The sequence below is a fragment of the Salipaludibacillus keqinensis genome, from assembly GCF_003226325.1.
GTDB classification, from domain to species: domain Bacteria; phylum Bacillota; class Bacilli; order Bacillales; family Salisediminibacteriaceae; genus Salipaludibacillus; species Salipaludibacillus keqinensis.
Genome location: NZ_PDOD01000002.1, coordinates 837,918 through 864,454, shown reverse-complemented (window position 1 = coordinate 864,454; position 26,537 = coordinate 837,918). Strand labels below are relative to the sequence as shown.

Annotated in this window: 26 protein-coding genes; 17 read left to right on the top strand and 9 right to left on the bottom strand. The window is 38.5% G+C overall.

The window, feature by feature from the left end; all coding sequences use genetic code 11:
* Positions 1–276 precede the first annotated feature (276 nt).
* Together CR194_RS11465 and CR194_RS11460 are read left to right on the top strand one after the other, a co-directional pair.
* Entirely contained in the window at positions 277–1,461 is a 1,185-nt protein-coding gene (locus tag CR194_RS11465) for an acetate kinase (protein ID WP_110609790.1), read from the top strand.
* Between the two features lie 165 nt (positions 1,462–1,626).
* Positions 1,627–2,472 carry an EcsC family protein gene (locus CR194_RS11460; RefSeq protein WP_110609789.1) on the top strand — a complete coding sequence of 282 codons (846 nt, stop codon included), beginning with the start codon at positions 1,627–1,629 and terminating at the stop codon, positions 2,470–2,472.
* Between the two features lie 36 nt (positions 2,473–2,508).
* On the opposite strand, the gene CR194_RS11455 is transcribed toward CR194_RS11460, so the two are convergent.
* Both CR194_RS11455 and CR194_RS11450 read right to left on the bottom strand, forming a co-directional pair.
* Complete coding sequence (locus tag CR194_RS11455; protein WP_110609788.1) at positions 2,509–2,823, bottom strand: hypothetical protein; 315 nt, start codon at positions 2,821–2,823, stop codon at positions 2,509–2,511.
* Positions 2,824–2,843: 20 nt separating this feature from the next.
* On the bottom strand, positions 2,844–3,290 hold the full coding sequence (locus tag CR194_RS11450; protein WP_110609787.1) for a universal stress protein: 447 nt from the start codon (positions 3,288–3,290) through the stop codon (positions 2,844–2,846).
* A gap of 240 nt (positions 3,291–3,530) precedes the next feature.
* Here CR194_RS11450 and CR194_RS11445 point away from each other — a divergent pair, with 240 nt between their 5' ends.
* Positions 3,531–4,289 (top strand): SDR family oxidoreductase, encoded by a 759-nt coding sequence (locus CR194_RS11445; RefSeq protein ID WP_110609786.1) that lies wholly within the window; start codon positions 3,531–3,533, stop codon positions 4,287–4,289.
* Between the two features lie 52 nt (positions 4,290–4,341).
* The gene (locus tag CR194_RS11440; protein ID WP_110609785.1) at positions 4,342–4,740 is read left to right on the top strand and encodes a hypothetical protein; all 399 of its coding nucleotides are present in this window, start codon (positions 4,342–4,344) and stop codon (positions 4,738–4,740) included.
* A gap of 112 nt (positions 4,741–4,852) precedes the next feature.
* On the opposite strand, the gene CR194_RS11435 is transcribed toward CR194_RS11440, so the two are convergent.
* On the bottom strand, positions 4,853–5,953 hold the full coding sequence (locus tag CR194_RS11435; RefSeq protein ID WP_110609784.1) for a M24 family metallopeptidase: 1,101 nt from the start codon (positions 5,951–5,953) through the stop codon (positions 4,853–4,855).
* Between the two features lie 153 nt (positions 5,954–6,106).
* Between CR194_RS11435 and CR194_RS11430 the strand changes: the two genes are divergently transcribed.
* On the top strand, positions 6,107–6,790 hold the full coding sequence (locus tag CR194_RS11430) for a metal-dependent hydrolase (RefSeq protein ID WP_110609783.1): 684 nt from the start codon (positions 6,107–6,109) through the stop codon (positions 6,788–6,790).
* Positions 6,791–6,840: 50 nt separating this feature from the next.
* On the opposite strand, the gene CR194_RS11425 is transcribed toward CR194_RS11430, so the two are convergent.
* Positions 6,841–7,506 (bottom strand): hypothetical protein, encoded by a 666-nt coding sequence (locus CR194_RS11425; RefSeq protein ID WP_110609782.1) that lies wholly within the window; start codon positions 7,504–7,506, stop codon positions 6,841–6,843.
* A 209-nt stretch (positions 7,507–7,715) separates the two neighbouring features.
* Between CR194_RS11425 and CR194_RS11420 the strand changes: the two genes are divergently transcribed.
* Entirely contained in the window at positions 7,716–9,023 is a 1,308-nt protein-coding gene (locus CR194_RS11420) for a DRTGG domain-containing protein (RefSeq protein ID WP_110609781.1), read from the top strand.
* Between the two features lie 51 nt (positions 9,024–9,074).
* On the opposite strand, the gene CR194_RS11415 is transcribed toward CR194_RS11420, so the two are convergent.
* Complete coding sequence (locus tag CR194_RS11415; RefSeq protein WP_233254323.1) at positions 9,075–9,386, bottom strand: YtpI family protein; 312 nt, start codon at positions 9,384–9,386, stop codon at positions 9,075–9,077.
* Positions 9,387–9,518: 132 nt separating this feature from the next.
* Here CR194_RS11415 and CR194_RS11410 point away from each other — a divergent pair, with 132 nt between their 5' ends.
* Positions 9,519–10,457, top strand: a complete 939-nt coding sequence (locus CR194_RS11410) for a DHH family phosphoesterase (protein ID WP_110609779.1) — start codon at positions 9,519–9,521, stop codon at positions 10,455–10,457.
* A gap of 45 nt (positions 10,458–10,502) precedes the next feature.
* Here CR194_RS11410 and CR194_RS11405 read toward each other — a convergent pair whose 3' ends face one another.
* The 3 genes from CR194_RS11405 to CR194_RS11395 form a co-directional block, all read right to left on the bottom strand.
* Complete coding sequence (locus CR194_RS11405) at positions 10,503–10,685, bottom strand: hypothetical protein (protein WP_110609778.1); 183 nt, start codon at positions 10,683–10,685, stop codon at positions 10,503–10,505.
* A gap of 155 nt (positions 10,686–10,840) precedes the next feature.
* Entirely contained in the window at positions 10,841–11,344 is a 504-nt protein-coding gene (ytrI, locus tag CR194_RS11400) for a sporulation membrane protein YtrI (RefSeq protein WP_110609777.1), read from the bottom strand.
* A complete protein-coding gene (locus tag CR194_RS11395; RefSeq protein WP_110609776.1) occupies positions 11,341–11,673 on the bottom strand; it encodes a YtrH family sporulation protein in 333 nt (110 codons plus the stop codon). Before CR194_RS11395 ends, ytrI begins: the two co-directional genes overlap by 4 nt.
* A 199-nt stretch (positions 11,674–11,872) precedes the next feature.
* Between CR194_RS11395 and dnaE the strand changes: the two genes are divergently transcribed.
* The 8 genes from dnaE (at position 11,873) to CR194_RS11355 (ending at position 23,170) form a co-directional block, all read left to right on the top strand.
* Complete coding sequence (gene dnaE / locus CR194_RS11390; protein WP_110609775.1) at positions 11,873–15,271, top strand: DNA polymerase III subunit alpha; 3,399 nt, start codon at positions 11,873–11,875, stop codon at positions 15,269–15,271.
* Positions 15,272–15,355: 84 nt separating this feature from the next.
* Positions 15,356–16,600, top strand: coding sequence for an NAD(P)-dependent malic enzyme (locus CR194_RS11385; RefSeq protein ID WP_269845713.1), 1,245 nt, complete (start codon positions 15,356–15,358; stop codon positions 16,598–16,600).
* A 97-nt stretch (positions 16,601–16,697) separates the two neighbouring features.
* Positions 16,698–17,360, top strand: coding sequence for a FadR/GntR family transcriptional regulator (locus CR194_RS11380; RefSeq protein WP_110609774.1), 663 nt, complete (start codon positions 16,698–16,700; stop codon positions 17,358–17,360).
* Between the two features lie 301 nt (positions 17,361–17,661).
* Positions 17,662–18,543 carry an acetyl-CoA carboxylase, carboxyltransferase subunit beta gene (gene accD / locus CR194_RS11375; protein WP_110609773.1) on the top strand — a complete coding sequence of 294 codons (882 nt, stop codon included), beginning with the start codon at positions 17,662–17,664 and terminating at the stop codon, positions 18,541–18,543.
* On the top strand, positions 18,536–19,513 hold the full coding sequence (accA, locus tag CR194_RS11370; RefSeq protein ID WP_110609772.1) for an acetyl-CoA carboxylase carboxyl transferase subunit alpha: 978 nt from the start codon (positions 18,536–18,538) through the stop codon (positions 19,511–19,513). Before accD ends, accA begins: the two co-directional genes overlap by 8 nt.
* A 131-nt stretch (positions 19,514–19,644) precedes the next feature.
* Positions 19,645–20,604: a 6-phosphofructokinase gene (gene pfkA, locus CR194_RS11365; RefSeq protein WP_110609771.1), complete on the top strand. Its 960-nt coding sequence runs from the start codon at positions 19,645–19,647 to the stop codon at positions 20,602–20,604.
* A 137-nt stretch (positions 20,605–20,741) separates the two neighbouring features.
* A complete protein-coding gene (gene pyk / locus CR194_RS11360; protein WP_110609770.1) occupies positions 20,742–22,496 on the top strand; it encodes a pyruvate kinase in 1,755 nt (584 codons plus the stop codon).
* Positions 22,497–22,756: 260 nt separating this feature from the next.
* Positions 22,757–23,170 carry an FxsA family protein gene (locus tag CR194_RS11355; RefSeq protein ID WP_110609769.1) on the top strand — a complete coding sequence of 138 codons (414 nt, stop codon included), beginning with the start codon at positions 22,757–22,759 and terminating at the stop codon, positions 23,168–23,170.
* A 157-nt stretch (positions 23,171–23,327) separates the two neighbouring features.
* Here the strand turns inward: CR194_RS11355 and ytvI are convergent, their stop codons facing one another.
* Positions 23,328–24,437: a sporulation integral membrane protein YtvI gene (ytvI, locus tag CR194_RS11350; RefSeq protein WP_110609768.1), complete on the bottom strand. Its 1,110-nt coding sequence runs from the start codon at positions 24,435–24,437 to the stop codon at positions 23,328–23,330.
* Positions 24,438–24,587: 150 nt separating this feature from the next.
* Between ytvI and CR194_RS11345 the strand changes: the two genes are divergently transcribed.
* Both CR194_RS11345 and citZ read left to right on the top strand, forming a co-directional pair.
* Entirely contained in the window at positions 24,588–25,058 is a 471-nt protein-coding gene (locus tag CR194_RS11345) for a DUF441 domain-containing protein (RefSeq protein WP_110609767.1), read from the top strand.
* Between the two features lie 362 nt (positions 25,059–25,420).
* Positions 25,421–26,536, top strand: a complete 1,116-nt coding sequence (gene citZ, locus CR194_RS11340) for a citrate synthase (RefSeq protein ID WP_110609766.1) — start codon at positions 25,421–25,423, stop codon at positions 26,534–26,536.
* The last annotated feature ends 1 nt before the right edge of the window (position 26,537 follow it).

Here is a 26,537-nt window from a genome sequence, read left to right as displayed (position 1 = left end):
TAACTGTACAGGGACAGATGAGAGTATATAGGCTCTATATTCACTATAGTTACTGGATTTTGATGAGAATTATTGTTATAGTCCTGTATGATAAATTAATTGAAACAGAGGTTGCAATCTGTTTTCTACCATGGTTTAATTATTAATGTTGAAAAAAAGTTAGTAGTTCTAAAATTGATTTTTACTAATCCAAACGCACCAATTCAAGATTTATTTATGATTACGAAAATTAGAAATAAGATAAGTTAGCATGAGAAAAGAAGGAGCGATTACGTTATGTCTAAAATTATGGCTATCAATGCTGGGAGTTCGTCATTAAAGTTTCAACTTCTAGAGATGCCAAGTGAAGAAGTAGTTACAAAAGGCCTCGTTGAACGAATTGGATTAAATGATGCGGTCTTTACTATTGAAGTAAATGGAGAAAAGAAAAAAGAAACGACAGAAATTGAAGATCACGCTAAAGCTGTTAAAATCTTGCTGGACAAGCTGACAACTTATGGGGTTATTCAGTCTTTAGACGAAATAGAAGGTATTGGACACCGAGTAGTGCACGGTGGAGAGAAATTTAATGACTCTGTGTTAATTTCAGAAGAAGTTATTCAGGGGATTGAAGATGTATCTGAACTTGCCCCACTTCATAATCCAGCGAACTTAGTTGGGATTCGCGCATTTAAAGAAATTTTGCCAAACGTTCCTTCGGTAGCTGTCTTTGATACGGCGTTTCATCAAACTATGCCAGAGGAATCATATCTATATAGTCTTCCTTATGAATATTATGAGAAGTACGGTATTCGTAAGTACGGTTTCCATGGTACATCTCACAAATATGTATCTGAAAGGGCTTCTGAAATGCTTGGTCGTCCCCTTGAAAACTTAAGATTGATTTCTTGCCACTTAGGTAATGGTGCCAGTATTGCTGCTATTGATGGAGGTAAATCCATCGATACTTCAATGGGATTCACACCTCTTGCAGGCGTAACAATGGGAACACGATCAGGGAATATTGATCCTGCATTAATTCCTTATATTATGGAAAAAGCAGATTTGTCCGCAGAGGAAGTTATGAATGTGCTGAACAAGAAGAGCGGAATGCTTGCTTTGTCAGGTTTTTCTAGTGATTTAAGAGATATAGAAATCCAATCAGAAGAAGGAAATGAGCGTGCACAGTTAGCTCTTGAAGTATTTACTTCACGTATTCATAAGTATATTGGTTCTTATGCGGCTAGAATGCACGGGTTAGATGCTGTCATTTTCACAGCTGGTATAGGTGAAAATAGTGACCTTATTCGGTCTCAAGTATTGAAAGGTCTTGAATTTATGGGGATTTATTGGGATCCAACCCTTAATAAAATCCGTGGAAAAGAAGCCTTTTTAAATTATCCTCACTCACCAGTGAAAGTCATGGTTATTCCTACGAATGAGGAAGTCATGATTGCTCGAGATACGATGAGATTAAGTTAATTACGTTCAAAGCTGTCCCTAAATACGGGGACAGTTTTTTTTTGGCTCTTTTTCGTGCCGTGGTAATTTGGTGGAGGAGGTAAATTACTCTGACGAATTGGCAGGAATTTCTATAGAGTTAGTTGAATCGTTAACGTAAGGTACATAAAAGAGAGGAGGATGTAGATGAGTTTATCAGATAGAGAACAAGAATTATGGAAGGAAATGATGACTTGGGAAAAAACGCAGTTTTCTCAAGGGGGGAATGATTTCTCACTTACTTATCAAAAATGGCTTAATCACTCCATACATCAACTAAATCCTGTTATTAAAAAACGGGTTCTTACCCTTTTAGATGAGACTCTTTTCCACATTCACGCTGTATTACAACAAGCAGAATTAGAAAAACGCTCGTTAGATAATCTTTTATTAGAAGCGCGGGTCTTCCATTCAGGTGTAAATGAACTGAAGGATATGAAAAAATTATCTATAGATCAATTGCGCTTCATTGCACATAAGCAATTAGCAAGACAAAGGATTACTGCTCTAGGACAAGGAGGATTGACAGGTGCAGGAGGGATCCTTGCTTTTTTAGCTGATTTACCTTTGATGTTGGCTATTAATCTTCGCACCATTCAGCTTATTGCTATGGTATATGGATATGATATGAGGAAACCGTTTGAAGTCATGCTTGTTTTGAAATTGTTTCATGCGATTTCTTTACCTAAAGAACTCCAAGGTATTGCTTGGCATGAATTATTTGAAGAAACTCTACCTGATCATCATGATCTGTTTTTTTACGAAGGAAAAGAAGATGTTGTGGCTCAAGCATGGATCCAACAACCATTAAAGCAATTAATTAAACTGATTATCGTGAAGTTTGCTAAGAAAAAATTGATTCAAGGAGTTCCTATTGTTGGCATCATTATTGGAGCAGGAATGAACTACCGATTTGCTTCTCAAATCGCAGAATCAGCTCATATATTTTATCAAAAAAGATGGTTACAAGAGAAAATGGAGCAAGGAATATAATTTCCTGCTCCATGGAGATCTTGGTATATTCATATTTTAATAACGGGCAGTAACGTGTACGTCATCACCTGTTCGGTACCAGATCCATAAATCGTTAATGATCGATGCCAATTCAGCAATATCACTATTGATTTGACAACTTCGGTTAAAATCACTTTCTCTGTAAAGCTGAGCTTGTAATTCATTAATCGATTCTTCTATGATCTTAATACGATCAGGTATATCCCCACGCACTTCTTCCCATTTAGCTAAGATCTCACTTTGGTTTTGAGGATCAAGGTCTTCCCAAGGTTTCTTTAATTCGGGCACTGGGATTCCTAATCGTGAATCGTAAATAAATGCCACTGCCATGCTAAATCCTCCAATATTAGTTAATCCGAGTCAGATCTAACAATTAATACATCGCAACTTGCGTGCCGGGTAATATGCTCGGATACACTTCCGATTAAGAAACGTTCTACGGCATTTAACCCTGTAGCCCCTGTCACGATTAGATCTACTTCGTATTTTTTCGCAACATCTTTGGCAATCTTAACCTTTGGAGAACCATAATCTAAAATCAAAGTCACATCGGTTAATCCACTTGCAAGAGCGAGCTTCTTATATTCTTCCAGCATGTCTCTTGCGTACTTTTCAGCTTCTGTGAAAATGGTCCGATCATAATGTTCAACAGAAGCAAATGTTCTCGTATCTACAATGTGAGTAAGGAGTAATTTTGCTCCTTGATCTTTCGCCAAAACAGACGCTTTCTTGAAAGCTCGCTTCGCTTCACTAGATCCATCAACAGCCACTAAGATAGTATTGTATTTAATTGGCATAGTATTACCTCCTTTTAGTAGGAAAAGATTGATGCGATACACCTATATTATAACAAATCCAGCCATAAATGACGAAAGTTATTATTGATTATTTTGACAATTCGGTTCACATATATTAAGTGTATATGTTTTTACAGTATCCATGCCTATTAGTATAATGACAAGAGGAAGTACTTATTCGAATCTTTTTCCCACAGTAAAAGTGACATCAAAGTTTTTCTAAGAAATGAGGGTTATAGAATGCGTCATGCACTGATCACAGCAGGAACTAAAGGCCTTGGAAAAAAAGTAGCTGAAACGTTGTTAGCAGAAGGCTATTCTCTGACAATTAATTACCGAAGTGACAATCAGACATTGGAACAATTACGTGATAAGTGGCATGATCACCTAGACCGCATTCAATTTGTGAAGGGTGATGTGACGAACAAAAATGATCTAATCTATATTGTTCAGCAAGCATACGATCGTTTTGAAAGAATAGATGTGCTAATTCTAAATGCTGGCCCTTATATATTTGAACGGAAAAAATTAATGGATTATTCCGACGAGGAATGGCAGCAAATGATTGATGGTAATTTATCGTCAGCTTTCTATTTATTTAAACATGTCATACCTATCATGAGAAAACAAGGTTATGGAAGAATTATTACCTATGGATTTCAAGAGGCCCAACATGCACCAGGATGGATTTACAGGTCGGCATTTGCCGCGGCCAAAGTGGGTCTTGTTTCATTAACGAAAACCATCTCTATTGAGGAAGCAGGAAATGGAATAACAGCCAATATGGTTTGTCCAGGTAAAATCACGGGGGAGATGAAAGAAGCAAATATAGAAGATTCTTCTTCTGTTTCTGATGCAGAAACGCCTGTGGGTCGTTCAGGAACAGGAGAAGATATTGCGAGAACAATCCTGTTTTTAGCCGACCCTAAATCAGATATGGTGACAGGGGCAGTGCTAGAAGTGACCGGTGGTGTGGACGTACTAAACAAATTTCGCTAAACAGGAATAAATATCCATGGTCTTCCACATCATACAAAAGAGGTGATCATGGATGTTTCTAAAAGTAGTATTAATGGCGTTTATGTTTCTCACCATTATCAATCCTGCAAATGAACAAGAATACAAATGGCTGCAAGATTCATCGTTAAAGATAAGAATAACTACAGAAGATACGCTATACGAATGGGAGTACGAAAATCCTAACCTGTTTGAATACGAAGCAGGATCAAGGATTTTGAGAGGTTCTGAAGCAAAAGAATCCTTTGAACAATTGTTAGAAGTGATCGATTTGTCTGAACCGATTATTTCTGAGGAGACAGTTGATGTGGTTGCTGAGCACTATGAAAATCCGGTCCGGATAGATGTGAAACGAATAGACAGTGATCGCTGTTTGCAAACATGGTTATGGAAGAAACCAAATGAAATGAAAGACCCTGTGAAAGGAAATTAACCTAGCACAGGGTCTTTTATCGTGGATCATGATTGAACGGATGAGGAACAAGTTAATGAAATCAGGTTCTAACGACCTTTGACAGGACTCTTGAATTCCACAACTTGCATCACTATTTACAAGGGACAACCGTTAATTCCTTTGTGAATTGGGTTAATGTTTCATAGCCGGTTTCAGTAATTAATACGTCATCTTCAATTCTAACTCCTGTTTGGTTTGGAACATAGATACCCGGCTCGATTGTAAATGTCATTCCTTTTTTGAGAAGGGTTGCGTTCTGGTCATTCAAAGAAGGGAATTCATGCACTTCAATCCCTAAACCATGTCCTATTCGATGAGGGAAATAAGAACCAAAACCTGCATCGGTGATATGTTTTCTGGCTATGACATCCAAAGATGAAATCGGTTCTCCAGGTTGACAAGAAGCTAATGATTTCTTTTGGGCTTCTAGAACTGTTTCATATATTTCAGCATCCTTATCCTTCACATGATCAAAGAAAACTGTACGAGTGATATCAGAACAATACCCTTTCCAAACGACTCCAAGATCAAAAAGAACCCCATCTCCCTTCTTCAATTTACGAGATCCGGGATTTCCGTGAGGATCTCCAGCTTTTTCTCCGAATAAAACCATTGTAGAGAAGGACATCTCTCGAATGCCGATTTTTTTAAGTGAATATTCAATTGTAGCTAGGACTTCCATTTCAGTCACCCCTTCTTTGAGAGCGGATATACCAGCTTGAATACCTTTATCGGCTAATTGAGCTGCTTCTCGCAAAATGTCTATTTCTGCTTCATCCTTTATAATTCTTAGCTCATTTAATATTGGATCAGCTTCAGTAAATGCGATGTCCTGATTGATCGTTTGCCAAGCTTGTAACCTTTCCCACGACAAACTCTTCTCCAAAGCAACTTTCTTCAAACTCAGTTGATTCGTGGTAAAGTAGTCGTTCAATTTTTGCCAAGGATTTTCTGAATCACTGTACCCAATGACATCTCCCTGATGAAAAACCTCTTTAACTTGATTCACTTCCATGTTAGGACAGATCAATAATGGATCGTGACCCTTAAACACAATGACAGCTACGAGCCGTTCGTGGGGGTCAGTGTCAAAACCACTTAAATAAAGTACATTGGCTCTTGTTTGTACCATTAATACATCTGTGTTTTCCTTTTGTAAGTGTTCTTTTATGTATGCAATACGATTTGACATTCATTTTCCTCCTCTAAATTAATATACAAATCTTCAGTCGTCTAAAGCTTTTCTTCATGATATCACATTTAGTTAAATTGGACGCTTAATGTGGAGAAGGGCAGGGTAAATAGTTGAGAGAGTCAAAATATCTTAAAAGGAGAGAATTCACAGATGAAACTTTCTTTTCACGGACACTCAGTTGTTAAAATTGAAACAAATGGAACAAACATTTATATCGATCCATTTATAACTGGAAATGGAATGACCGATTTGAAAGCTAATGATACGAAAGCTGATGTCATCCTATTGACGCATGGTCACAATGATCATGTGGGCGATACTGTAGACATAGCTAAAAGAAATGATGCACTAGTAGTTGCTCCTTTTGAATTAGCTACCTACTTGGGTTGGAAAGGTTTAAATACCCATCCCATGCATATAGGCGGCGCTCATGATTTTGCATTTGGTAAAGTGAAATACACGCAAGCCTTCCATGGTTCTGCATATACAGACGAAGAAAATCAACAAATTATTTATACAGGTATGCCTGGTGGGATTGTATTTTCCGCTGAAGGGAAGACGATTTACCACGCAGGAGATACAGCTTTATTTTCAGATATGAAATTAATCGGAGAACAACATGATATAGACGTGGCTTTTTTACCAATTGGTGATAACTTTACAATGGGGCCTGAAGATGCCCTGATTGCCGCGGATTGGATAGGTGCAAAGAAAGTTGTGCCGGTTCACTACAATACGATGCCTGTCATTGAACAAGATCCTCATAAATTTGCTAATAAAGTAAAAACTGGTGAAGGAATTGTATTGGAAGCAGGGGATGAGATAGACATTTAAATAACTCAAAAAAAGAGCGTACCGAATTTCTATCGGTGCGCTCTTTTCATTTACGTATTTTCTTCTAAGTACTCCAAGACCTCTTCTTCATATAATTGTCCCAAGTAAACACCATCCAGTGTTTGAGCCTCTTCTGATTGGTGTTTTTCTAATAATTTCGGCATGAGTTGCTGCCAAATGACTGAACGTTCTACATGGTCCCGGTCAAACTCTACCATGAACTCTTCGACGGATAAATCAAGTCCGCTGGACATCCCTTTAATAGAAGGTGGAAGGTTGCTTGTATAAATATCAAGATTATAGTTGGCTTGAGATTCCACTGCTTCGTCACTTACGGTTACTGAATAGGCTTCACTGGCATATTCTTTCCAAGCTTCCTCGTATTCATATCTTTCCTCTGCCAGTTGAAAAAGCTCTTCATTTGTAACATTTTCGTTATATTCATGCATTTGAATGTAGTAACGAATAAACCATTTTTGGATTTCAGTGCGATTTGGTTTGAAAAGGGAGGTCTCTTCTTCATATAACTCAATAGCTTCTTCAGTTAAGTCTTTATAGTTATTGGCTGTTAAGCTTATTTGTTGGTCACCAAAAATAACTTCGACAGTATCATTGTCTTCAGTTACTATCTGATTCTGATTGGCTTCTCGGTCATTACATGAAACAATAAAAAATAATATGAGTATGCATAAACCTATGATTGTCGTTAAACGCACAAAGAACCTTCTCCTTTCTCAAGGCGTACTTTTTCATGAATGTGTTTCTTCATCTTTCATATACCCCAAAATATAGCTCTGTTATACATTCTTTTTTAGAAGTTGTTTTTAATGAAACTTGAAGTCGTTCTTAAGGGCGATTATACTTGTAATAGTACAGAAGGACAAATAGGGTTATACAGTTTATCAAAGAGGGAGTGACCCCCATTATGACTAAGCATGAACAAATACTACAGCATATTCGATCTTTAGAAATCGGAAATAAAATTTCAGTTAGGCATATTGCTAAAGTTTTAAATGTCAGTGAAGGAACAGCATATAGAGCGATCAAAGATGCTGAAAATCAAGGGTTAGTCAGTACGATTGAACGAGTAGGGACCATCCGTATCGAAAAGAAACAAAAAGATAATATAGAACGTCTCACCTATGCAGAAGTCATTAATATTGTAGATGGTTCAGTCTTAGGTGGAAGAAATGGTTTATATAAAACCCTTAATAAATTTGTGATTGGTGCTATGAAAGCTGAGGCGATGATGCGCTATGTGGAAGCTGGAAATCTGCTTATAGTAGGTAACCGTGAACAAGTACATAAATTAGCTCTCGAAGAAGGTTCAGGGATATTAATCACTGGCGGATTTGATACAAATGACGAAGTGAAACAATTGGCGGACGAGTTAAATCTACCGATTATCTCCACCACGTATGATACCTTTACGGTTGCTACGATGATTAATCGAGCGATCTATGATCAACTAATTAAAAAAGAAATTATTTCTGTAGAGGATATTTTAATATCGGTAGAAGATACCAATTTCTTAACAACCGCTCATACAGTAGAGAAGTGGCACGAATTTAATCTACAAACAGGTCATAGTAGATATCCTATCGTAGATGATGAATTGAAACTGCATGGAATTGTCACAGCAAAAGATGTGATGGGAGTTAGTCACTTCACAGAAATTGAAAAAGTGATGACAAAGCAACCGATTACAGTGACTAGTCAAACGTCTGTTGCTTCTGCGGCCCATATGATGGTCTGGGAAGGAATAGAACTTCTACCTGTTATCAATTCATCCAAGAAGTTGCTTGGTGTAATTAGTAGACAGGATGTTCTTAAAGCTCTGCAGATGATTCAAAGGCAGCCTCACGTTGGTGATACCATTGAGGATTTAGTGACTAGGCACTTTGAAGATGTCTCTACTGCCCGTGAATTCGGATTTCAACTGGAAGTAACACCTCAAATGACCAATCATTTAGGGACGATTTCTTATGGGGTGATGACAACCATCGTAACGGAGGCAGGAAGTAGGGTATTAAGGAAGTATAAAAAAGGGGACCTTGTGGTTGAGAGTATGACGTTGTTTTTCATTAAACCTGTTCAAATTGATACGTTGATTCTCGTTCGACCTAAAGTACTAGAAGTAGGACGTAAATTTGGTAAAGTGGATGTGGAATTATTCCACCAAGATAAAATTGTAGGGAAAGCAATGCTAATGGCTCAATTAATTGATCGCTAAAAGAAACGTAGCGCCTAAAACTTTATGTTTTAGGGCGCTATCTAGGATTGATTATTTTGCTGTTTGCTTCTCATTTTCCGCCATTTCCTTTTTAGCGTATGGAGAGACGGCCTTATAATGCTTATAGCCAAAGAAAATATTTATCGCTCCGAAAGTAACGAATAAAAGGGCAACAATAGCGGCTACAGAAGATTGCAAGTTCACATAACTGTTTACCCCGAAAGCAATAAAAAATACGCCTATTGACATACTAGCTTTAGAAGAGTGCCAACGCGTTTCCATTGGACCAACTCCTCGTGACTGCTGTACTTTAAAATAGACAAAAACAACTATTGAACTGAAGATTAGAAATAGAAGGATCATCTTTATTTTCTCCTTTACAAATGCTTTTTCCACGAAAGACTTTCGTCCTTTATTGTAAAGTAGAAACTGCTTGTAAGCAACTTCATTGCGAATGGCAATAAAAAAGAATTTGATTAAAGAGGAGTGCTCCACTTGAAACAAGAAATTATTAATAAAATAAAAGAATATGACACAATCATCATCCATCGTCACGTTAGGCCTGACCCCGATGCTGTTGGATCTCAAGCTGGATTGAAAATGTTGATACAGCATCATTTCCCAAATAAAACTGTTTTACTGGCTGGTGAACAACAGAGTTCGTTAACGTTCTTAGCTAACATGGATGAAATATCTGATGGAACCTATACAGGTGCTTTAGTTATCGTGTGTGATACGGCTAATACGGAAAGGATTGACGATCAACGATATCTTCTTGGAAAAGAAACGATAAAAATTGATCATCATCCAAATCTTGATCATTATGGGTCGATTATGTGGGTAGACCCAACTGCTAGCTCCACTAGTGAAATGATTTTGGAATTATCTTTAGAGCTTGAAGAAGATTCCAACATGAATGATGAGATGGCCCGTTTATTGTATGCAGGTATAGTGGCGGACACAGGGCGCTTTCAATTTTCCAATACTACTGAAAAAACGTTCCAATATGCTGGAAAATTGATAAAAGCTAATTTCTCCAGGGCGGATATTTATAATCACCTTTATGAAACGACATTACCAGTGTTACGGCTTGAGGGGTACGTTCTAAGTGAACTGAATGTATTACCTTCCGGTGCTGGGTATGTCAACTTGACAAAAGAGACTTTAGAACAGTTTCAAGTCACATCTAAAGAAGCGGCGTCAATCGTGAATTGTTTTTCAAGCTTAAAAGGGTTAAAGGCATGGGTGTTTTTTGTGGAGGAGGAGGATGTCATTCGGGTTCGTCTTCGATCTAAAGGTCCTGAAATCCATGAGTTAGCCGGCAGGTTTAATGGAGGTGGCCATCCTATGGCCTCTGGAGCATCCGTCTCTAGCTGGGATGAAACAGAACAAGTTCTTAATGAATTAGATGACCTGTGCAAGATGAATCCATGAGAATAAATTAGTAATCAAAAAAAGAGCGTGGATTTCGCACCACGCTCATTTTTTTGGAATGAACCAAGATCCCACATTGGTCGATTCCTCAATATAATCAATTCCTAAATTGTGTAACTCCTGTCTGAGTCGTTCAGACAACTCTTTCGTTTCAGCGAAGGCCGTGTAACCAGACTGAAGAGTTTTTACTTTCTCCTGAGCCATTTTACTTCTACTGATCACTTTCATCGTTAACGCCTCCTTAACTTGTTTAATAATAACATAAATTGTGAAACGGTTCACAATATTGGCTGATAAATATCTTCTTGTTACTTTTATAATACCCTAAACCTTAACATATCGAAACAACTTAGAAAGAATGTTCACAGAAACGTCGATACTGCTTACTCTGCCGGGACAATCATCACGTGCATCTCCAGAGTTGTTGAAAGAAATAGTTGCTCTACTTTCAATTGATATCTTTTATCATTTACAATAAAAATCTTATTTTGAACGGTTTTCAAAATGAAATTTCTTGAATTAGCTACTGTTTCAATATTTTTATTTCGAACCTCTCCTAATTCACTTTCTACTGCCCCTCTTAATTCATGTAGTGTTAATTCACTCAATCTCACATCATCTTCATTCATGAAGTAAATGCGTATGTCTTGAACGGTTAGTAATTTTTGATTTTCCTCATTTTGTTCATCCTGATCTTCTCTTAAAATTTCAATCATTTTTACGTGTTTTTCGATTTCAGTCTGTTGATCACCGATTTCTAGAACTAACTTCTCATGAACTGTACCAAAATGGTATAAAAAAAACATCCAGCCGAATAGTAGACCTATAAAAAAGCCGGCAAAAAATCGTTGCCAGCTCTTGTCACGATAAAGTGGTGGAATTCTCATTTGACCCCCTCTTGTGTGATCCATTGAATGAGAACTGTGCCACTGTGTGCGCCAGATAAGGCGGCAAAGATCATCACTAACGTTTTGAAAATATCAGCATGAGTTCCTTCAAAAATTCCTCTCTCCAAGGTGGATATGGCATCAAAGGTACCTCCAATTGCTGCTACAAGCGCCCATATCTTTAAACTGGAAGCTAAATCATACATAATAGACAAGGGAGGTTTACCTATAAGATAAGCACCAATTCCTCCCACAATGGTTCCACCGATGATGACACCAAAAGCTACAAAAAAATCTATCACAAGTGTGGCTATAAAATCTTTATCCATGACGAGTCCTCCTTATCAATTGGTTCATAATTATAAATATGGACAATAGTGGACACGTATGACTTCGATTTTCTTTCGTGAAACAAACGTGTGTTTGCGTTATAATGTAGAAAAGCTTCTGTTATGACGATCGGAGAGATAGTACCAGTTGTTTCTGATACAATTTAGACAATAAGATTTTAGAAAGGAGGGGCTCCTATTGAATTATGTTCACCTTCATGTACATAGTGAATTTAGTCTTCTGCAAAGTGCAGCGAAAATAAAAGATTTAGTGAGAGAAGCGGTCACGTTAAACTTTTCATCCATTGCGATCACAGACGTAGATGCGATGCACGGAATTATTCCTTTTTACAAAGAATGCTTAGAGCAGGGGATCAAACCAATTATAGGTGTGGAGTTAGCTGTAGCAAGATCTGTTCTCTCTGAAAGAGAGCATGCGCCCTACCGATTGCTTTTTCTTGCGAAGAATAATCAAGGCTATCGTGATTTATTAACATTGACAAGTAGAGCTCAAACAAAGGAAAAAGCACTGAACCCTTATATTACTTTCCAAGAAATGATGACCCATTTATCAGATGTGTTTGTAATCAGTCCATTTGAGCAAGGTGAAATTCAACAGCTTGTGGAAACAGGTTCATCAAATGAAGCGAACGAGTTATTGAAACAATTACAATCTTTTGCAGGGAAAGAAAATGTTTATATAGAGATTCAAAATCATTGGAGAAAGAAAGAAAGAGAACGGTTATTAGCTCTTCGAACGTGGCTGAATGATAAACAGTTTCCTGTTGTGGCTAGCAATCATGTCCACTTCATCCATAAGAATCAAGTGGATGCTCATCGTGTTTTACAGGCGATACGTGCAGGTGAACGCCTATCTTCCATGTCTGATGAAGTGACTTGTGAAGAGTATTCGTTGAAGAGTGAAGAAGAGATGAGAGAAGTCTTTCCATCTTGGATCGAGGCATTAGAAGAGTCGGGCCGAATAGCCGAAAAGTGCCATGTAGAGATAGACTTAGGCAAGCCGGTTTTACCTCATTTCCCTGTACCGAAAGAAAGTAGCTCTCATCAATATCTGAAAGACATATGTGAGAGAGGTTTATATGAAAGATACTCGTCCCCTTCAGACGAAGTAAGAAATCGATTGGACTTTGAATTAAAAGTTATCTCTGATATGAATTATGAAGATTATTTTTTAATTGTTGCTGATTTTATGAAGTACGCTCACGAGCAGAAGATTTTGACAGGCCCTGGCCGTGGCTCCGCTGCAGGTTCTCTAGTGGCTTACGTACTAAAAATCACAAATGTTGATCCAATCAAATACGGATTGTTGTTCGAGCGTTTCTTGAACCCTGAACGAGTGTCTATGCCGGATATAGATATCGATTTTTCAGATCAACAACGTGATGAAGTAATTCAATATGTCGCACGAAAATATGGGAAGAACCATGTAGCGCAAATCGTTACGTTTGGGACATTGGCAGCTAAAGCGGCTTTAAGAGATTCAGGTAAAGCGTTAAGTGTAGAAGCGACAAAGATTGATCGAGTGGCTAAACTTATTCCAAGTCGCCCGAATATTCGTCTTCGTGATGCGGTTAAAGAAAATACCACCTTGAAAGAAATGATAGCAAATGATGAAGAACTTATTGAATGGTTTCGTATAGCTGAGAATATAGAGGGCTTACCAAGGCACACCTCTATTCATGCAGCAGGCGTCGTTATTAGTAAAGAACCATTAACAGAGGTCGTTCCTCTACAAATGGGGAACGATGGTCTCTATTTAACTCAATTCCCTATGGGAGACTTGGAAAATATCGGACTGCTGAAAATGGATTTTTTAGGTCTGAGAAACCTAAGTTTTATCGATAGAGTTTTGAGACTTATTCTGAAAAACAGAGGAGAAGCTGTTTCTATAAATAACCTTCCACCGTATGATGAGAAAACGTTTCGTATGTTAGGTGAAGGGGATACAAGCGGGATTTTCCAGTTAGAATCTTCCGGTATGAAAAGCGTCCTCCGACGATTGAAACCCACTCATTTTGAAGATATTGTGGCTGTAAACGCTCTATACCGACCGGGCCCGATGGACAATATTCCAGCATATATTGCCAGGAAGCATGGCGAGAAGCCTGTCTCCTATCCTCATCCTGACCTAGAAAAGATTCTTAAACCTACTTATGGAGTTATGATCTATCAGGAACAGATTATGCAGGTTGCATCTAAAATGGCAGGGTTCAGCTTAGGAGAAGCAGATGTACTTAGAAGAGCAGTTGGAAAGAAGAAAAGAGAAGTTCTTGAAGAAACGAGAGCGCAATTCGTAGAAGGGGCAAAGAGAAAAGGATACAGTTTTTCTGAGTCTGAGATTGTATATGATCTTATTGTTCAGTTTGCTGATTATGGCTTCAATCGAAGTCATGCAGTCGCTTACAGTATGATCTCTTATCAACTAGCTTATTTAAAAGCAAACTTTCCCCTTGAATTTCTGAGCGGTTTAATGGATATGTCGATCCATCATCAGGATAAGCTTTCTGAATATATTTCCGAGGCAAAAAGAAAGGGGATTGATGTAGACGGACCCTCAATTCTTCATAGTGAGGCTCTATTTACTGTAAAAGATCATACCATTTGGATTGGTCTGGCTTCGTTAAAGAACATTGGTTTTCAAGCGGTAGATATCATCACCGAAGAGCGGAAGAAGGCTCCTTTTGCCAGTTTATTTGATTTATGTGCAAGAATTCCAACGAAATTTTTGCCGCGTCGAGCATTAGAAGCGCTTACGTTTACAGGAGCTCTAGATGACTTCAAGGTAGATCGTGCCGTTTTGCTTGCTTCAATTGATGATGCCATGGACTTTGGTGCTAAAGAAAGAGAAAAAGCAGAAAGAGGTCAGGCCCCTTTGTTTTTTGAAGAAGAGCATGAACCTCGATACACAGATGTAGCTCCTCTTTCTGATCAAGATCGGCTACGCTACGAAAAGGAAGTACTTGGATTTTACGCTTCTGGTCACCCGATAGAACAGGAAAGGGAAATGCTTGATTCTTACGGTCGTTCAATGATTGCTGAAATCAATGAGGAAGCAGAAGAGCGTAAAATGGTACGGATTGCAGGGTTAGTAGAGGAATCAAGAGTAATTCAGACAAAGAAAAAAGAGCAAATGGCCTTTCTTCGAATGTCTGATGATACGGGAGAAGTAGAAGTCACCATCTTTCCTAAACCGTTTCAAAAGTTCCAAACGAAAATTCAAAAAGATGAGTTGTTATTTGTTGAGGGAAGATTGCAAGAGCATAAAGGGGCTAATAAAATACTTCTTGATAAATGCATAACAGTGGAAGAGCTTAAAAGAAAACAACAGGAACGAAACCAGCCAGTGCTATATTTATATATTACCAATTTGCACGAGCGGGACGGCACGTTGGATAAGTTGAAACGTTATCTTCAAGATACACCAGGAGAAGTTGCAGTCGTATTAAAATATGAATCAAATAAAAAAGCGATTCGCTTATCTGAAATGTGGAATGTTGCAAGTAACGACAGCTTTATTTTGAAAATTAAAGGGCTTTTAGGAAATAAGAATGTGTTTTTGAAAAAACCAAGGGTGTAACCAGATTAAAAATTTGTTATAATGAGAGTTGTCTATGGGGTGGTCAGACCACTTCGATTACGTTCATAAGGGAGAGTGGGGAAAGTGACGACACTAAGAGAAGAAGCATTACATATGCACCGCATCAATAAGGGGAAAATAGAAACGAAATCGAAAGTACCTGTTCGTAATGCAAACGATTTGTCGTTAGCTTATTCACCTGGAGTTGCTGAACCGTGCAAAGAGATCTTTGAAGATCCTCAAACTGTTTATGATTATACGGTTAAAGGAAATATGGTAGGTGTTGTTTCTGACGGAACGGCAGTTTTAGGTTTAGGCAATATTGGACCTGAAGCAGCAATGCCAGTAATGGAAGGAAAAGCTGTTCTATTTAAATCTTTTGCTGGTGTAGATGCATTTCCAATTTGTTTGAATACAAATGATGTTAATACCATTGTTGAAACAGTGAAATTAATGGAACCGACTTTTGGAGGAATTAATTTAGAAGATATTGCTGCACCTAGGTGTTTTGAAATAGAGGAACGTTTAAAGAAAGAAATGAACATTCCTGTTTTTCATGATGACCAGCATGGCACCGCTATTGTTACAGCAGCAGGTCTCCTGAATGCCCTTAAACTTTCAGGGAAGTCTATGGCTGAAATTAAAGTTGTCGTCAATGGAGCGGGGGCTGCAGGAATTGCCATTATTAAATTATTGATGAGCATGGGATGTAAACATTTTATTTTATGTGATTCTAAAGGAGCTATTTATGAAGGCCGTCCTTTCGGAATGAATAATTTAAAGCATGAGATGGCTCTTGTAACGAATCTAGAAAAACTAGAAGGATCATTAGAAGAAGTGATTAAAGGAACAGATGTGTTTGTTGGGGTATCTGTTGCAGGCGCATTAACTAAGCAGATGCTAGAAAGCATGAATAACGATCCAATTATTTTTGCTATGGCTAATCCCGTTCCTGAAATCATGCCGGAGGAAGCAAAGGACGCGGGAGCAAGTGTAATAGGTACCGGCCGCTCCGATTTTCCTAATCAAGTGAACAACGTGTTAGCTTTCCCAGGTATTTTCAGAGGAGCATTAGACGTTCGGGCTACTCACATCAACGAAGAAATGAAAGTAGCGGCTGTTAAAGCTATAGCAGAATTAGTTGGAGAAGAAGATCTTCACACTGACTATGTTATTCCAGCACCTTTTGATCCGAGAGTAGCTCCTGCAGTGGCCAAAAGTGTGGCCATAGCAGCGATGGAAACTGGCGTAGCTAGAAGAAAAGTGAATCCTGATGACGTTGAAAAGAGAACGAAAGAATTAACTATTATTGATGGAGATAACAAGTAAATAATCTCGATCTATAAAAGGTGATGAAAGGTTCTCCGAGAAGGTTTAGGGGACCTTTCATTACATTCTTTAAAGTCCAGGAGGCTAAAAGAAGGCAATGAGTGAAGGCGAGAAAGCTTATCTGAATATTTTGAAAAAAGTGAAAGAAATTATTGATCACGATCAGTTAACTGTTGGGGATAAACTCCCTTCAGAAAGGGAGCTGGCGGAACGCCTTCAAGCGGGAAGATCGTCAGTTCGTGAAGCGTTACGGGCTTTAGAACTGCTCGATTTGATAGAGACGAGAAAAGGTGAAGGAACGTTTATTCAGCAACCTGGAAGTCACAGGCTTGCAGAAGTGTTAGCGAGTTTTTTCCTGAAAGACCAGCAGGCGAGGCAAGATGTTACCGAAACTCGCCAAATCATCGAAATAGAAGCTGTTCGACTAGGCTGTAAGCGAGCAACACAAGAACAATTAAATCTTTTACGTGACTTGATTCATGAGTCTCATGAAACGTGGTCTGTAGGAGAATTACCTGTAGAAGAAGACTATCTATTTCACAAAACACTAGTAGAATGCAGTCATAATCAATTGATGTTAAATATATGGCGCCCACTAGTAGAATACAGCAAGATCGCTTTAAGAGAGTCTCTGGCTCGAGAAGGAAGACCTGAGAATTCGATAATTGAACATCAGGGAATTTATGAAGCCATCTTGAACCGTAACGAAGAGCGAGCGATCAAGAAATTGAAAAATCACTTGGAAAATAGTCGGTTTTAAACATCCCTGTTAATACAATATTAACAGTGTTTTTTGAAACTGAAATTAGGACTAGTTCCTAATAGCAGCCTTGAATCGTTTCTGGTAACAAGGTATGATAAAACAGATTTATAGGCAAAACTTTATAAAGAGCAACATTTTATATTAAATTTGAATGGTATTTAACGAAGGCTTCCTAACAACTAGGTCACTGAAAAGTCTTTTAAGTGGACGCCTGCCGCAATGGGGAAACTATTTTACCCATTCTTTACGTCGGTGTGTGTAAGGCACTTGCGCTTTTCTAATAAAAAGAGGTGAGATTGTGATAAGAGATTTGTTTTCTAAACGAAAAAAGTACGCTACGATTCCCACAGAGGAAGCAAAACAAGAAGTCCCAGAAGGACTAATGACAAAGTGCCCGCAATGTAAATCGATTATGTATACGAAGGAGTTACGAAAAAATCAGATGGTCTGTGACAACTGTCAATTTCACCATCGACTGACTTCTTCACAAAGAATAAATATCACACTTGATGAAGGAAGCTTTGTAGAATTCGATGCAACGATGATCGCTAAAGACCCACTTGATTTTCCGGACTATAAAGAAAAATCCGCTAAAGATCGCGAAAAAACAGGATTAAATGAAGCGGTTATCACGGGAAAAGGAACGATTGCAGGTATGGGCGTTGTGATCGGCGTGATGGACGCAAGATTTAGAATGGGAAGCATGGGATCTGTTGTTGGCGAAAAAATGTGCAGAGCTATTCAACATGCTGTAGAAGAAAAAAAGCCATTCATTATGTTCGCAGCTTCTGGTGGTGCACGAATGCAAGAAGGTGTATTCAGTCTTATGCAAATGGCGAAAACGAGTACCGCGTTAAATCGTCTACATGAAGCCGGATTATTATTCATTTCTATCATGACCCACCCTACTACTGGTGGAGTATCAGCTAGTTTCGCCTCTCTAGGGGATATAAACTTAGCTGAACCTAAGGCACTAATTGGTTTCGCAGGGCGCCGTATTATTGAACAAACGATTCGGCAAAAATTACCTGATGATTTCCAGACCGCTGAATTTTTAATGAATCACGGCCAATTAGATCAAGTCATCCACCGTAAAGAATTAAAGCAAACACTTGAGAACATATTGGATATCCATCAGCAACCTTTAATAAACAGAGAGGAGGACGGAACTGATGGCTGAGCAACTACCTTTTGAGAAACCGATCATAGAACTAAGAAACAAAATTTCAGAACTAAAAACATTCACTGTTGAAAAAGATATAGACTTGTCCGGTGAAATTGAAAAACTGGAAAATCGTCTAGAACAGTTGGAAGATGATATATATGGCAATATGAACGCTTGGGATCGGGTGCAGTTGGCTCGGCATAGTCAACGCCCCACAACAATGGACTATATTGACAGATTATTTACTAACTTCATGGAACTCCATGGGGATCGATTATATGGAGATGATGCAGCTATTATTGGTGGAATTGCCAAGTTTGAAGGTACACCTGTCACGATCATTGGCCATCAAAGAGGAAAAGGTACGAAAGATAACTTAAAAAGGAATTTCGGGATGCCTCACCCTGAAGGATATCGTAAAGCGTTAAGACTTATGAAACAGGCTGAAAAGTTTCGCCGACCTGTTATCTGCTTCATAGATACGAAAGGTGCTTATCCTGGAAAGTCTGCTGAAGAAAGAGGTCAAAGTGAAGCCATTGCTCGTAACCTTATAGAAATGGCAGGCCTCCGTACTCCGATTATTTGTATTGTCATCGGAGAAGGGGGAAGCGGTGGGGCGCTTGCTCTTGGAGTTGGTGACCGCATTTATATGCTTGAGAACTCGACATATTCAGTCATTTCACCTGAAGGAGCGGCAGCTTTGTTATGGAAAGATTCTGCACAAGCGAAAAGGGCAGCAGAAACGATGAAGATTACAGCGACCGATCTAAAAGAGTTAGCTCTCATTGACGATGTCATTCATGAAATACGCGGTGGGGCTCATCGGAATGTAGATGTTCAAGCTGGATATATTCGGCAGACATTGAAATCTGCGATTGTGGAATTAACAAAATATAACTTAAATGAAATTGTGAACAAACGTTACGAAAAATTTAATAAAATTGGTGAATACGACCATGTAAACGGTGTCATGGTTGATGAATAAGACTTGTGCTTTCTCTTTATGGAGAAAGCCTTTTTGATAGATGTCTGATCTCTATTGTTTTTAATAAATGAAAATGGTATTTTTAACACATATTAAAAAATAGAACTGAAAATTAGAGGTGAAACATTCATATGAAACGAATAGGTGTATTAACAAGCGGTGGTGATTCGCCCGGTATGAACGCGGCCATTCGAGCTGTCGTTCGTAAGGCGATTTTCCATGGTCTTGAAGTTTATGGTATTTATTATGGTTACGCTGGTTTGATCAACGGCGATATCGAAAAATTAGAATTAGGTTCTGTTGGTGACATCATTCACCGTGGAGGAACGAAACTTTACACAGCTAGATGTGAAGAGTTCAAAACGATAGAAGGTCAAAAACAAGGAATTGAACAATTAAAGAAATTTGGAATAGAAGGTCTTATTGTTATCGGAGGGGACGGTTCCTTCCGTGGTGCAGAGAAACTTGTGGAGCATGGGTACCCAACGATTGGGGTTCCTGGTACGATTGATAATGATATTCCCGGTACTGACTATACCATTGGATTTGATACTGCTCTAAATACAATCATCGATGCGATTGATAAGATCCGCGATACTGCAACGTCTCACGAACGGACGTATGTGATTGAAGTTATGGGTCGCGACGCTGGAGACTTAGCCTTATGGTCTGGTTTAGCTGACGGAGCAGAAACAATTATGGTTCCAGAAGTTGATGATGACATGGAAGATATTATTAAACGCTTAAAGCGAGGGCATGATCGTGGTAAGAAGCACAGTATTATCGTTGTCGCGGAAGGCGCCGGTTCAGGTGTAGACATTGGTAAAGAGATTCAGGAAAAAACTGAATTGGAAACTCGCGTGACTGTTCTTGGACATATCCAACGTGGCGGCTCACCAACAGCACAGGACCGAGTGTTGGCAAGTAGACTAGGAGCTAAAGCCGTAGAACTATTATTAGAAGGTGAAGCTGGAAAAATGGTGGGGATTGAAAAGAACGAATTAGTTTCCCACAATATTGATGAAGCTCTTTCAAGGCAACATGCTTTAGATGAAAAGATGTATAAGTTATCACAGGAATTATCTATATAAGGTACAGCTCACTTATTTGGTTCCATTAGAAACCATCGATTGCTGGGGCAACGTTGTTTGTCCTAGCTTTCGTGCGGGAAGAGAGGAATCAGGTAAGTATGACACTATTGGTTTCATATTTTTGAGGAGGATGAAAGATGAGAAAAACAAAGATCGTATGTACAATTGGACCAGCAAGTGAGTCCCCAGAGAAGTTAACAAAGATTATTAATGCAGGGATGAACGTTGCCCGTTTAAACTTTTCCCATGGTGACTTTGAAGAACATGGTTCTCGTATTAAAAACATTCGCGAAGCTGCGGCTCAAACAGGAGAAAACGTCGCTATCCTTCTGGATACGAAAGGGCCTGAAATCCGTACTCAAACATTAGAAGGCGGAGAAGTTACATTAGAGCGTGGAGCGACTGTAAGAGTATCAATGACAGAGGTCGTAGGGAATCAAGAAGTAATTTCTGTCACTTATCCAGGTCTCGTAAATGACGTACATGTCGGTTCAACTTTATTACTTGACGACGGACTGATTGAACTAAGAGTAACAGAGATCAAAGAAAATGAACTAGTTACAGACGTTGTTAACAGCGGTGTGTTGAAAAATAAAAAAGGAGTTAACGTGCCGAACGTTAGCGTCAATCTTCCAGGTATTACTGAAAAGGACGCAAAAGATATTGAGTTCGGAATTGAGCAAGATGTAGATTTTGTCGCTGCATCATTTGTCCGCCGCGCATCAGACGTTCTTGAAATTCGTGAACTACTAGAAAAACACAATGCAGGTCATATTCAAATCATCCCTAAAATTGAAAACCAAGAAGGTGTCGATAACATCGACGAAATTCTTGAAGTTTCAGATGGTTTAATGGTGGCACGAGGAGACTTAGGTGTTGAGATCCCTGCTGAAGATGTACCACTTGTTCAAAAAGAATTAATTAAAAAATGTAACAAGCTAGGAAAGCCGGTTATCACTGCTACGCAAATGCTTGATTCTATGCAGAGAAACCCTCGTCCAACAAGAGCAGAAGCAAGTGATGTAGCAAATGCTATTTTTGATGGTACAGATGCAATTATGCTTTCAGGGGAGACTGCTGCTGGAATTTATCCAGTTGAATCAGTTGAAACAATGAGAAATATTGCAATTAAGACTGAAACTGCATTGAAGTATGAAGATATTTTGCGCAAAAGGTCAAAAGAAAGTGAACATACGGTAACGAATGCAATCAGTGAATCAGTCACGCATACAGCTCAAAACTTACGTGCTTCAGCGATATTAACGTCAACTGAAAGCGGTCATACGGCTCGAATGATCTCTAAATATCGACCGGAATCTCCGATTGTAGCAATAACTAGCAGCGACCGTGTTTCACGAGCTCTAGCTCTTGTTTGGGGAGTTCATTCACAAGTAGGACCTAAAGCAGATTCAACGGATGAAATGCTACAATTTTCAGTTGATGAGTCTCTTAAAACTGGCGTTGTAAAAAATGGTGACCTCGTCGTCATTACTGCAGGTGTTCCAATAGGTGAAAAAGGAACAACGAACTTGATGAAAGTTCATGTCATTGGCGAAGTTGCTGCTAAAGGACAAGGTATTGGACGAAAAGCAACAACAGGTAATGTCATCGTTGCAAATAATGCGAGCGAAGCTATTTCCAAAACAAAAGATGGAGATATTCTCGTTATTTCAAGTACAGACCGCGACATGATGGAGGCATTTGAGAAGGCTTCAGCAGTTATTACTGAACAAGGTGGATTAACTTCCCATGCTGCAGTTGTCGGCCTGAATTTAGGCATCCCTGTCATTGTAGGAGTAGATAATGCAACCTCGTTGTTTAGCGATGGAGACATGATTACAGTAGACGGTCAGCACGGAAAGATTTACAAAGGACAAGCAAGTATCCTATAATAAATAAAGGGAAAAGAGAAGGGACTTGTCTCCCTTCTCTTTTTCTTTTGAACTCAAATAAATGTTGTTGATTAGAGATAACCTGTATTATAGGACTATGCCAGCCTGAGGTCTTGGCAACTCTCGAGGAAATCGAAAAGTCTTCCTCATCCTTGAAAAAGAAACTGAAACACACTCATTTATATTTCACGGTAGAGTTATATTTATTTGTAATTCGTTTATAAAGAGGTAAATTGATTTTTATGAGAGGAAGATTGTAAATGGGAAAAATATTCTTGTTGTTGCTCATTGTTGTTCCTGCATTGGAAATTTGGGTGCTTATATTGTCTGGAAATACGATCGGGGTACCTTTAACAATATTATTGATCATCTTGACAGGAGTTCTAGGAGCTGCTCTTGCTAAAAAGGAAGGCTTAAATGCCATTCGAACCGCACAAATGCAAACTTCTCAAGGGCAAGTTCCAGGGGGAGTGTTATTAGATGGGATATGTATTCTTGTTGGGGGAGTTGTTCTATTGACCCCAGGATTTCTAACAGATGCCTTTGGATTTTTTCTATTAATTCCACAGACGCGATCGGTTTTCAAAGCTTTTTTACAAAAAGTTTTTCAAAAAGCCGTGAAGTCAGGGAACTTTGTCTATGTATCTAATAACCGTTGGAATCGCAAACCATAATATTATGGAGACTAGCAAAGTCTAGATTTTCTTGGCTACTAACCGAAAAGAGATATTCTCATTAGAGAATATCTCTTTTGTGATTCATGATTTAATAAAAGCCCAAATACCGGTTCAGAAGTGCAATCTTAAATCGGAATAAAGATTTAAACATCTTTTATCTTCCTAAAAATGTTTTAATTTCGTCCACTACTCCAGCTCTGACAAAGGATTGCGTTACAATCAAGACTAAAGGTCCGAACAGAACTCCTGCAAAGCCGAAAAATTGGTAACAGGCAAAGATGGTAAAAAGAAATATGAGTGTGGGAGTTCCTATATGGTGTGAAATGATTTTCGGTTCTGAAATTTGTCTTTGAAGAACGACGATACTGTATAAAACCGCCAACCCTATAGTCATGAACCAGCTTCCATTTAAAAAAGAATAGATAATCCACGGAAGAAAGACAATGCCAGTTCCTATATAAGGAAGGATGTCTACCGCGGCAATGAGTAAGGAAGTAGTAAATGCATAATCAACATTTAAGACAAGTAGTCCAATGAAGACGATTACCCCAGTGATGGATACTAGCGTTAGTTGAGCTACTAAATAATGGCCAACTGCAGATTTCCATTCCAAGAAAATACGGTTTGTAAACTGGAATAAACGCTTAGGTGTATGTTTATCTAGCCAGGAAATGATTTGCGGCCAATCTTTCGTCACAAAAAAAGACGCTAGTAAAGAAAATAAAATCATTGTCATCGCGTGAGGAATGGCAAGGAAAAAATTCCTTAAATTATTTAAGATGAATTGAAGAGCATTGCCTACTTGAAGTCCTGCTTGACTTAAAAGTTGGTCGGTTGTTTGATCAAAATTCATATTCGCTTGTTTACCTAAACCGGATGTGAATTGAGCCATGGTATGTATAAATGGAAAGATGGTTGAATTTAGAAATGTTTTTGTGGTTGCTAAAATTTCATCAATATAGGCAGGTAATACTTTCATCAAATAGGATAAACCGTGAACGAGTTCGGCAATGATAAAAGTAACGATCGTTAATAAAACGAAAATAAAAGAGCCAATAACAAATAATGTGGCAAATGCCCGGTTCCAGTTCCAATGAGTTTCTAAAAAATTTACAACTGGTAGAAATAAAAGAGAGAACAGAAAAGCTAAAATAAAGGGATAAAAATAAACTACGGAAACGAACGAGAAAGATAAGAAACTTAGAATCATCATGGATAAGAGAATTAGTTTTTTTAAAGTATAGCTTGAATCATTCCTGTCCATAGATCATCATCTCCCGTTTGTTCACCTACTATAAGCTATGCATGTCCAGGTAATTTATGAGATGATTTTATTGAAATGAGCTGGGGAATGTCGGTGGAACGAAGGATATGTTAGAATAATTTGTACGAAATAATAGAGAGGGAGACCAAAATGAGTCAAGCAACAATATTTATGTTCATTTTGTTGGCCGTAGGAGTTTTTGCCAAAAACCAATCGCTGATTGTAGCTGTATCTTTTTTATTGATTGTCAAATGGTCAGGTTTAGCTGATAAAGTACTCCCCTTTGCCCAACAAAAAGGCATTAATATTGGGGTAACGATTATTACAATAGCTGTTCTTGTTCCAATCGTTACGGGAGAAATTGGTCTGAAAGATCTTCAACAAGCATTGAAATCCTCCTACGCGTGGATTGCTTTAGCTTCTGGAATCTTTGTAGCAGTGATTGCTGCTAATGGAATTGATCTGTTAAAAACAGATCCGCATATTACAGTAGCTCTCGTATTCGGTACTATATTAGCTGTTGCCGTCTTTAACGGGGTAGCAGTGGGACCATTAATCGGTGCAGGGATTGCCTACATGGCCATGAAAATAGCAGAGTTTTTTTCGTCTTTTGGTAGCTGAATGGCGTTCCTTCTAATTCAAAGAATTCAGGCAAATGTGAATGTTGGTTTGTTTTAAAATTTTACGTTCACAAAAATGTTAAAAATGGTATAATAGAAAGCGGATGATACCAAATACATAGAAATAACTATTTGGTTTTCGTTATTTAGCTTTTTCGTAACCGCTTACTCTTTAGTGACATGTTTGTTATCATTTGTTACGTAGGTAACATGTTTACCTTAAAGTATTTTAGGAAAATAAATTGATATCGGAACAATCATTGAGTGAACCTTCACTCGGTATTGGAGTGCTTATTGTTAGAAAAGCCATGGTTACGGGTGTTAACAATACATAAGCCATATTTATTGCAAAGGAGAGGTAGCATGAGTTCAACTAAAGGTTTAGAAGGTGTTGTCGCGACGACGTCAAGTGTCAGTTCAATTATTGATGGTGTATTAACGTATCACGGGTATAATATTGACGACTTGGCTGATTATGCTAGCTTTGAGGAAGTGGTTTATTTACTTTGGAACCATAAACTTCCATCAAAAGAAGAGTTGGCTGATTTTAATAAGCAATTAGCTTCAGCTGCTAAAGTTCCTGATGAAGTTCTCGATCAAATGAGAACGTATCCTATTGACAAAGTTCATCCAATGGCCGCTCTTAGAACAGCTGTTTCAACTCTAGCGCTATTCGATAGTGAAGCAGATGAGCAAGATGAAAAAGCAAACTACGAAAAAGCGCTTAAACTTCAAGCTCAGTTACCGACTATAGTGACCGCCTTTTCGAGAATTCGACAAGGAAAAGAACCAGTAGCACCTAAAGAGGACTTAAGTTTTGCAGCAAACTTCCTTTACATGTTAAATGGTGAAGAACCAGATGCCACTTCTGAAAAAGCGTTTAATAAAGCGCTTGTTTTACACGCGGATCATGAGTTGAATGCATCGACGTTTACAGCTCGTGTATGTGTAGCTACTTTATCTGATATGTATTCAGGTATTACGGCGGCTATTGGCGCCTTGAAAGGGCCTTTACATGGTGGAGCTAACGAACGTGTGATGTCCATGCTTTCAGAAATTGGTGAAGTTGACAAAGCTGAATCATATATTAAAGATGCTCTAGAGCGTAAAGTTAAAATCATGGGCTTTGGACACCGAGTATACAAAGACGGTGATCCAAGAGCGAAACATCTAAAAGAAATGTCTAAACAGTTAACTGAGATAACTGGAGAGTCTAAATGGTATGATATGAGTGTGAAAATTGATGAAGTGGTTACTAACGAAAAAGGACTTCTTCCAAATGTTGATTTTTACTCTGCATCTGTTTACCATAGTTTAGGTATAGAACATGATATTTTTACGCCGATCTTTGCGGTTAGCCGAGTATCTGGATGGATCGCTCATATTTTAGAGCAGTTTGAAAACAATCGTTTAATCCGTCCGCGTGCAGAATATACAGGACCGGATCATCAAAAGTGGGTACCATTAGAAGAAAGATAAC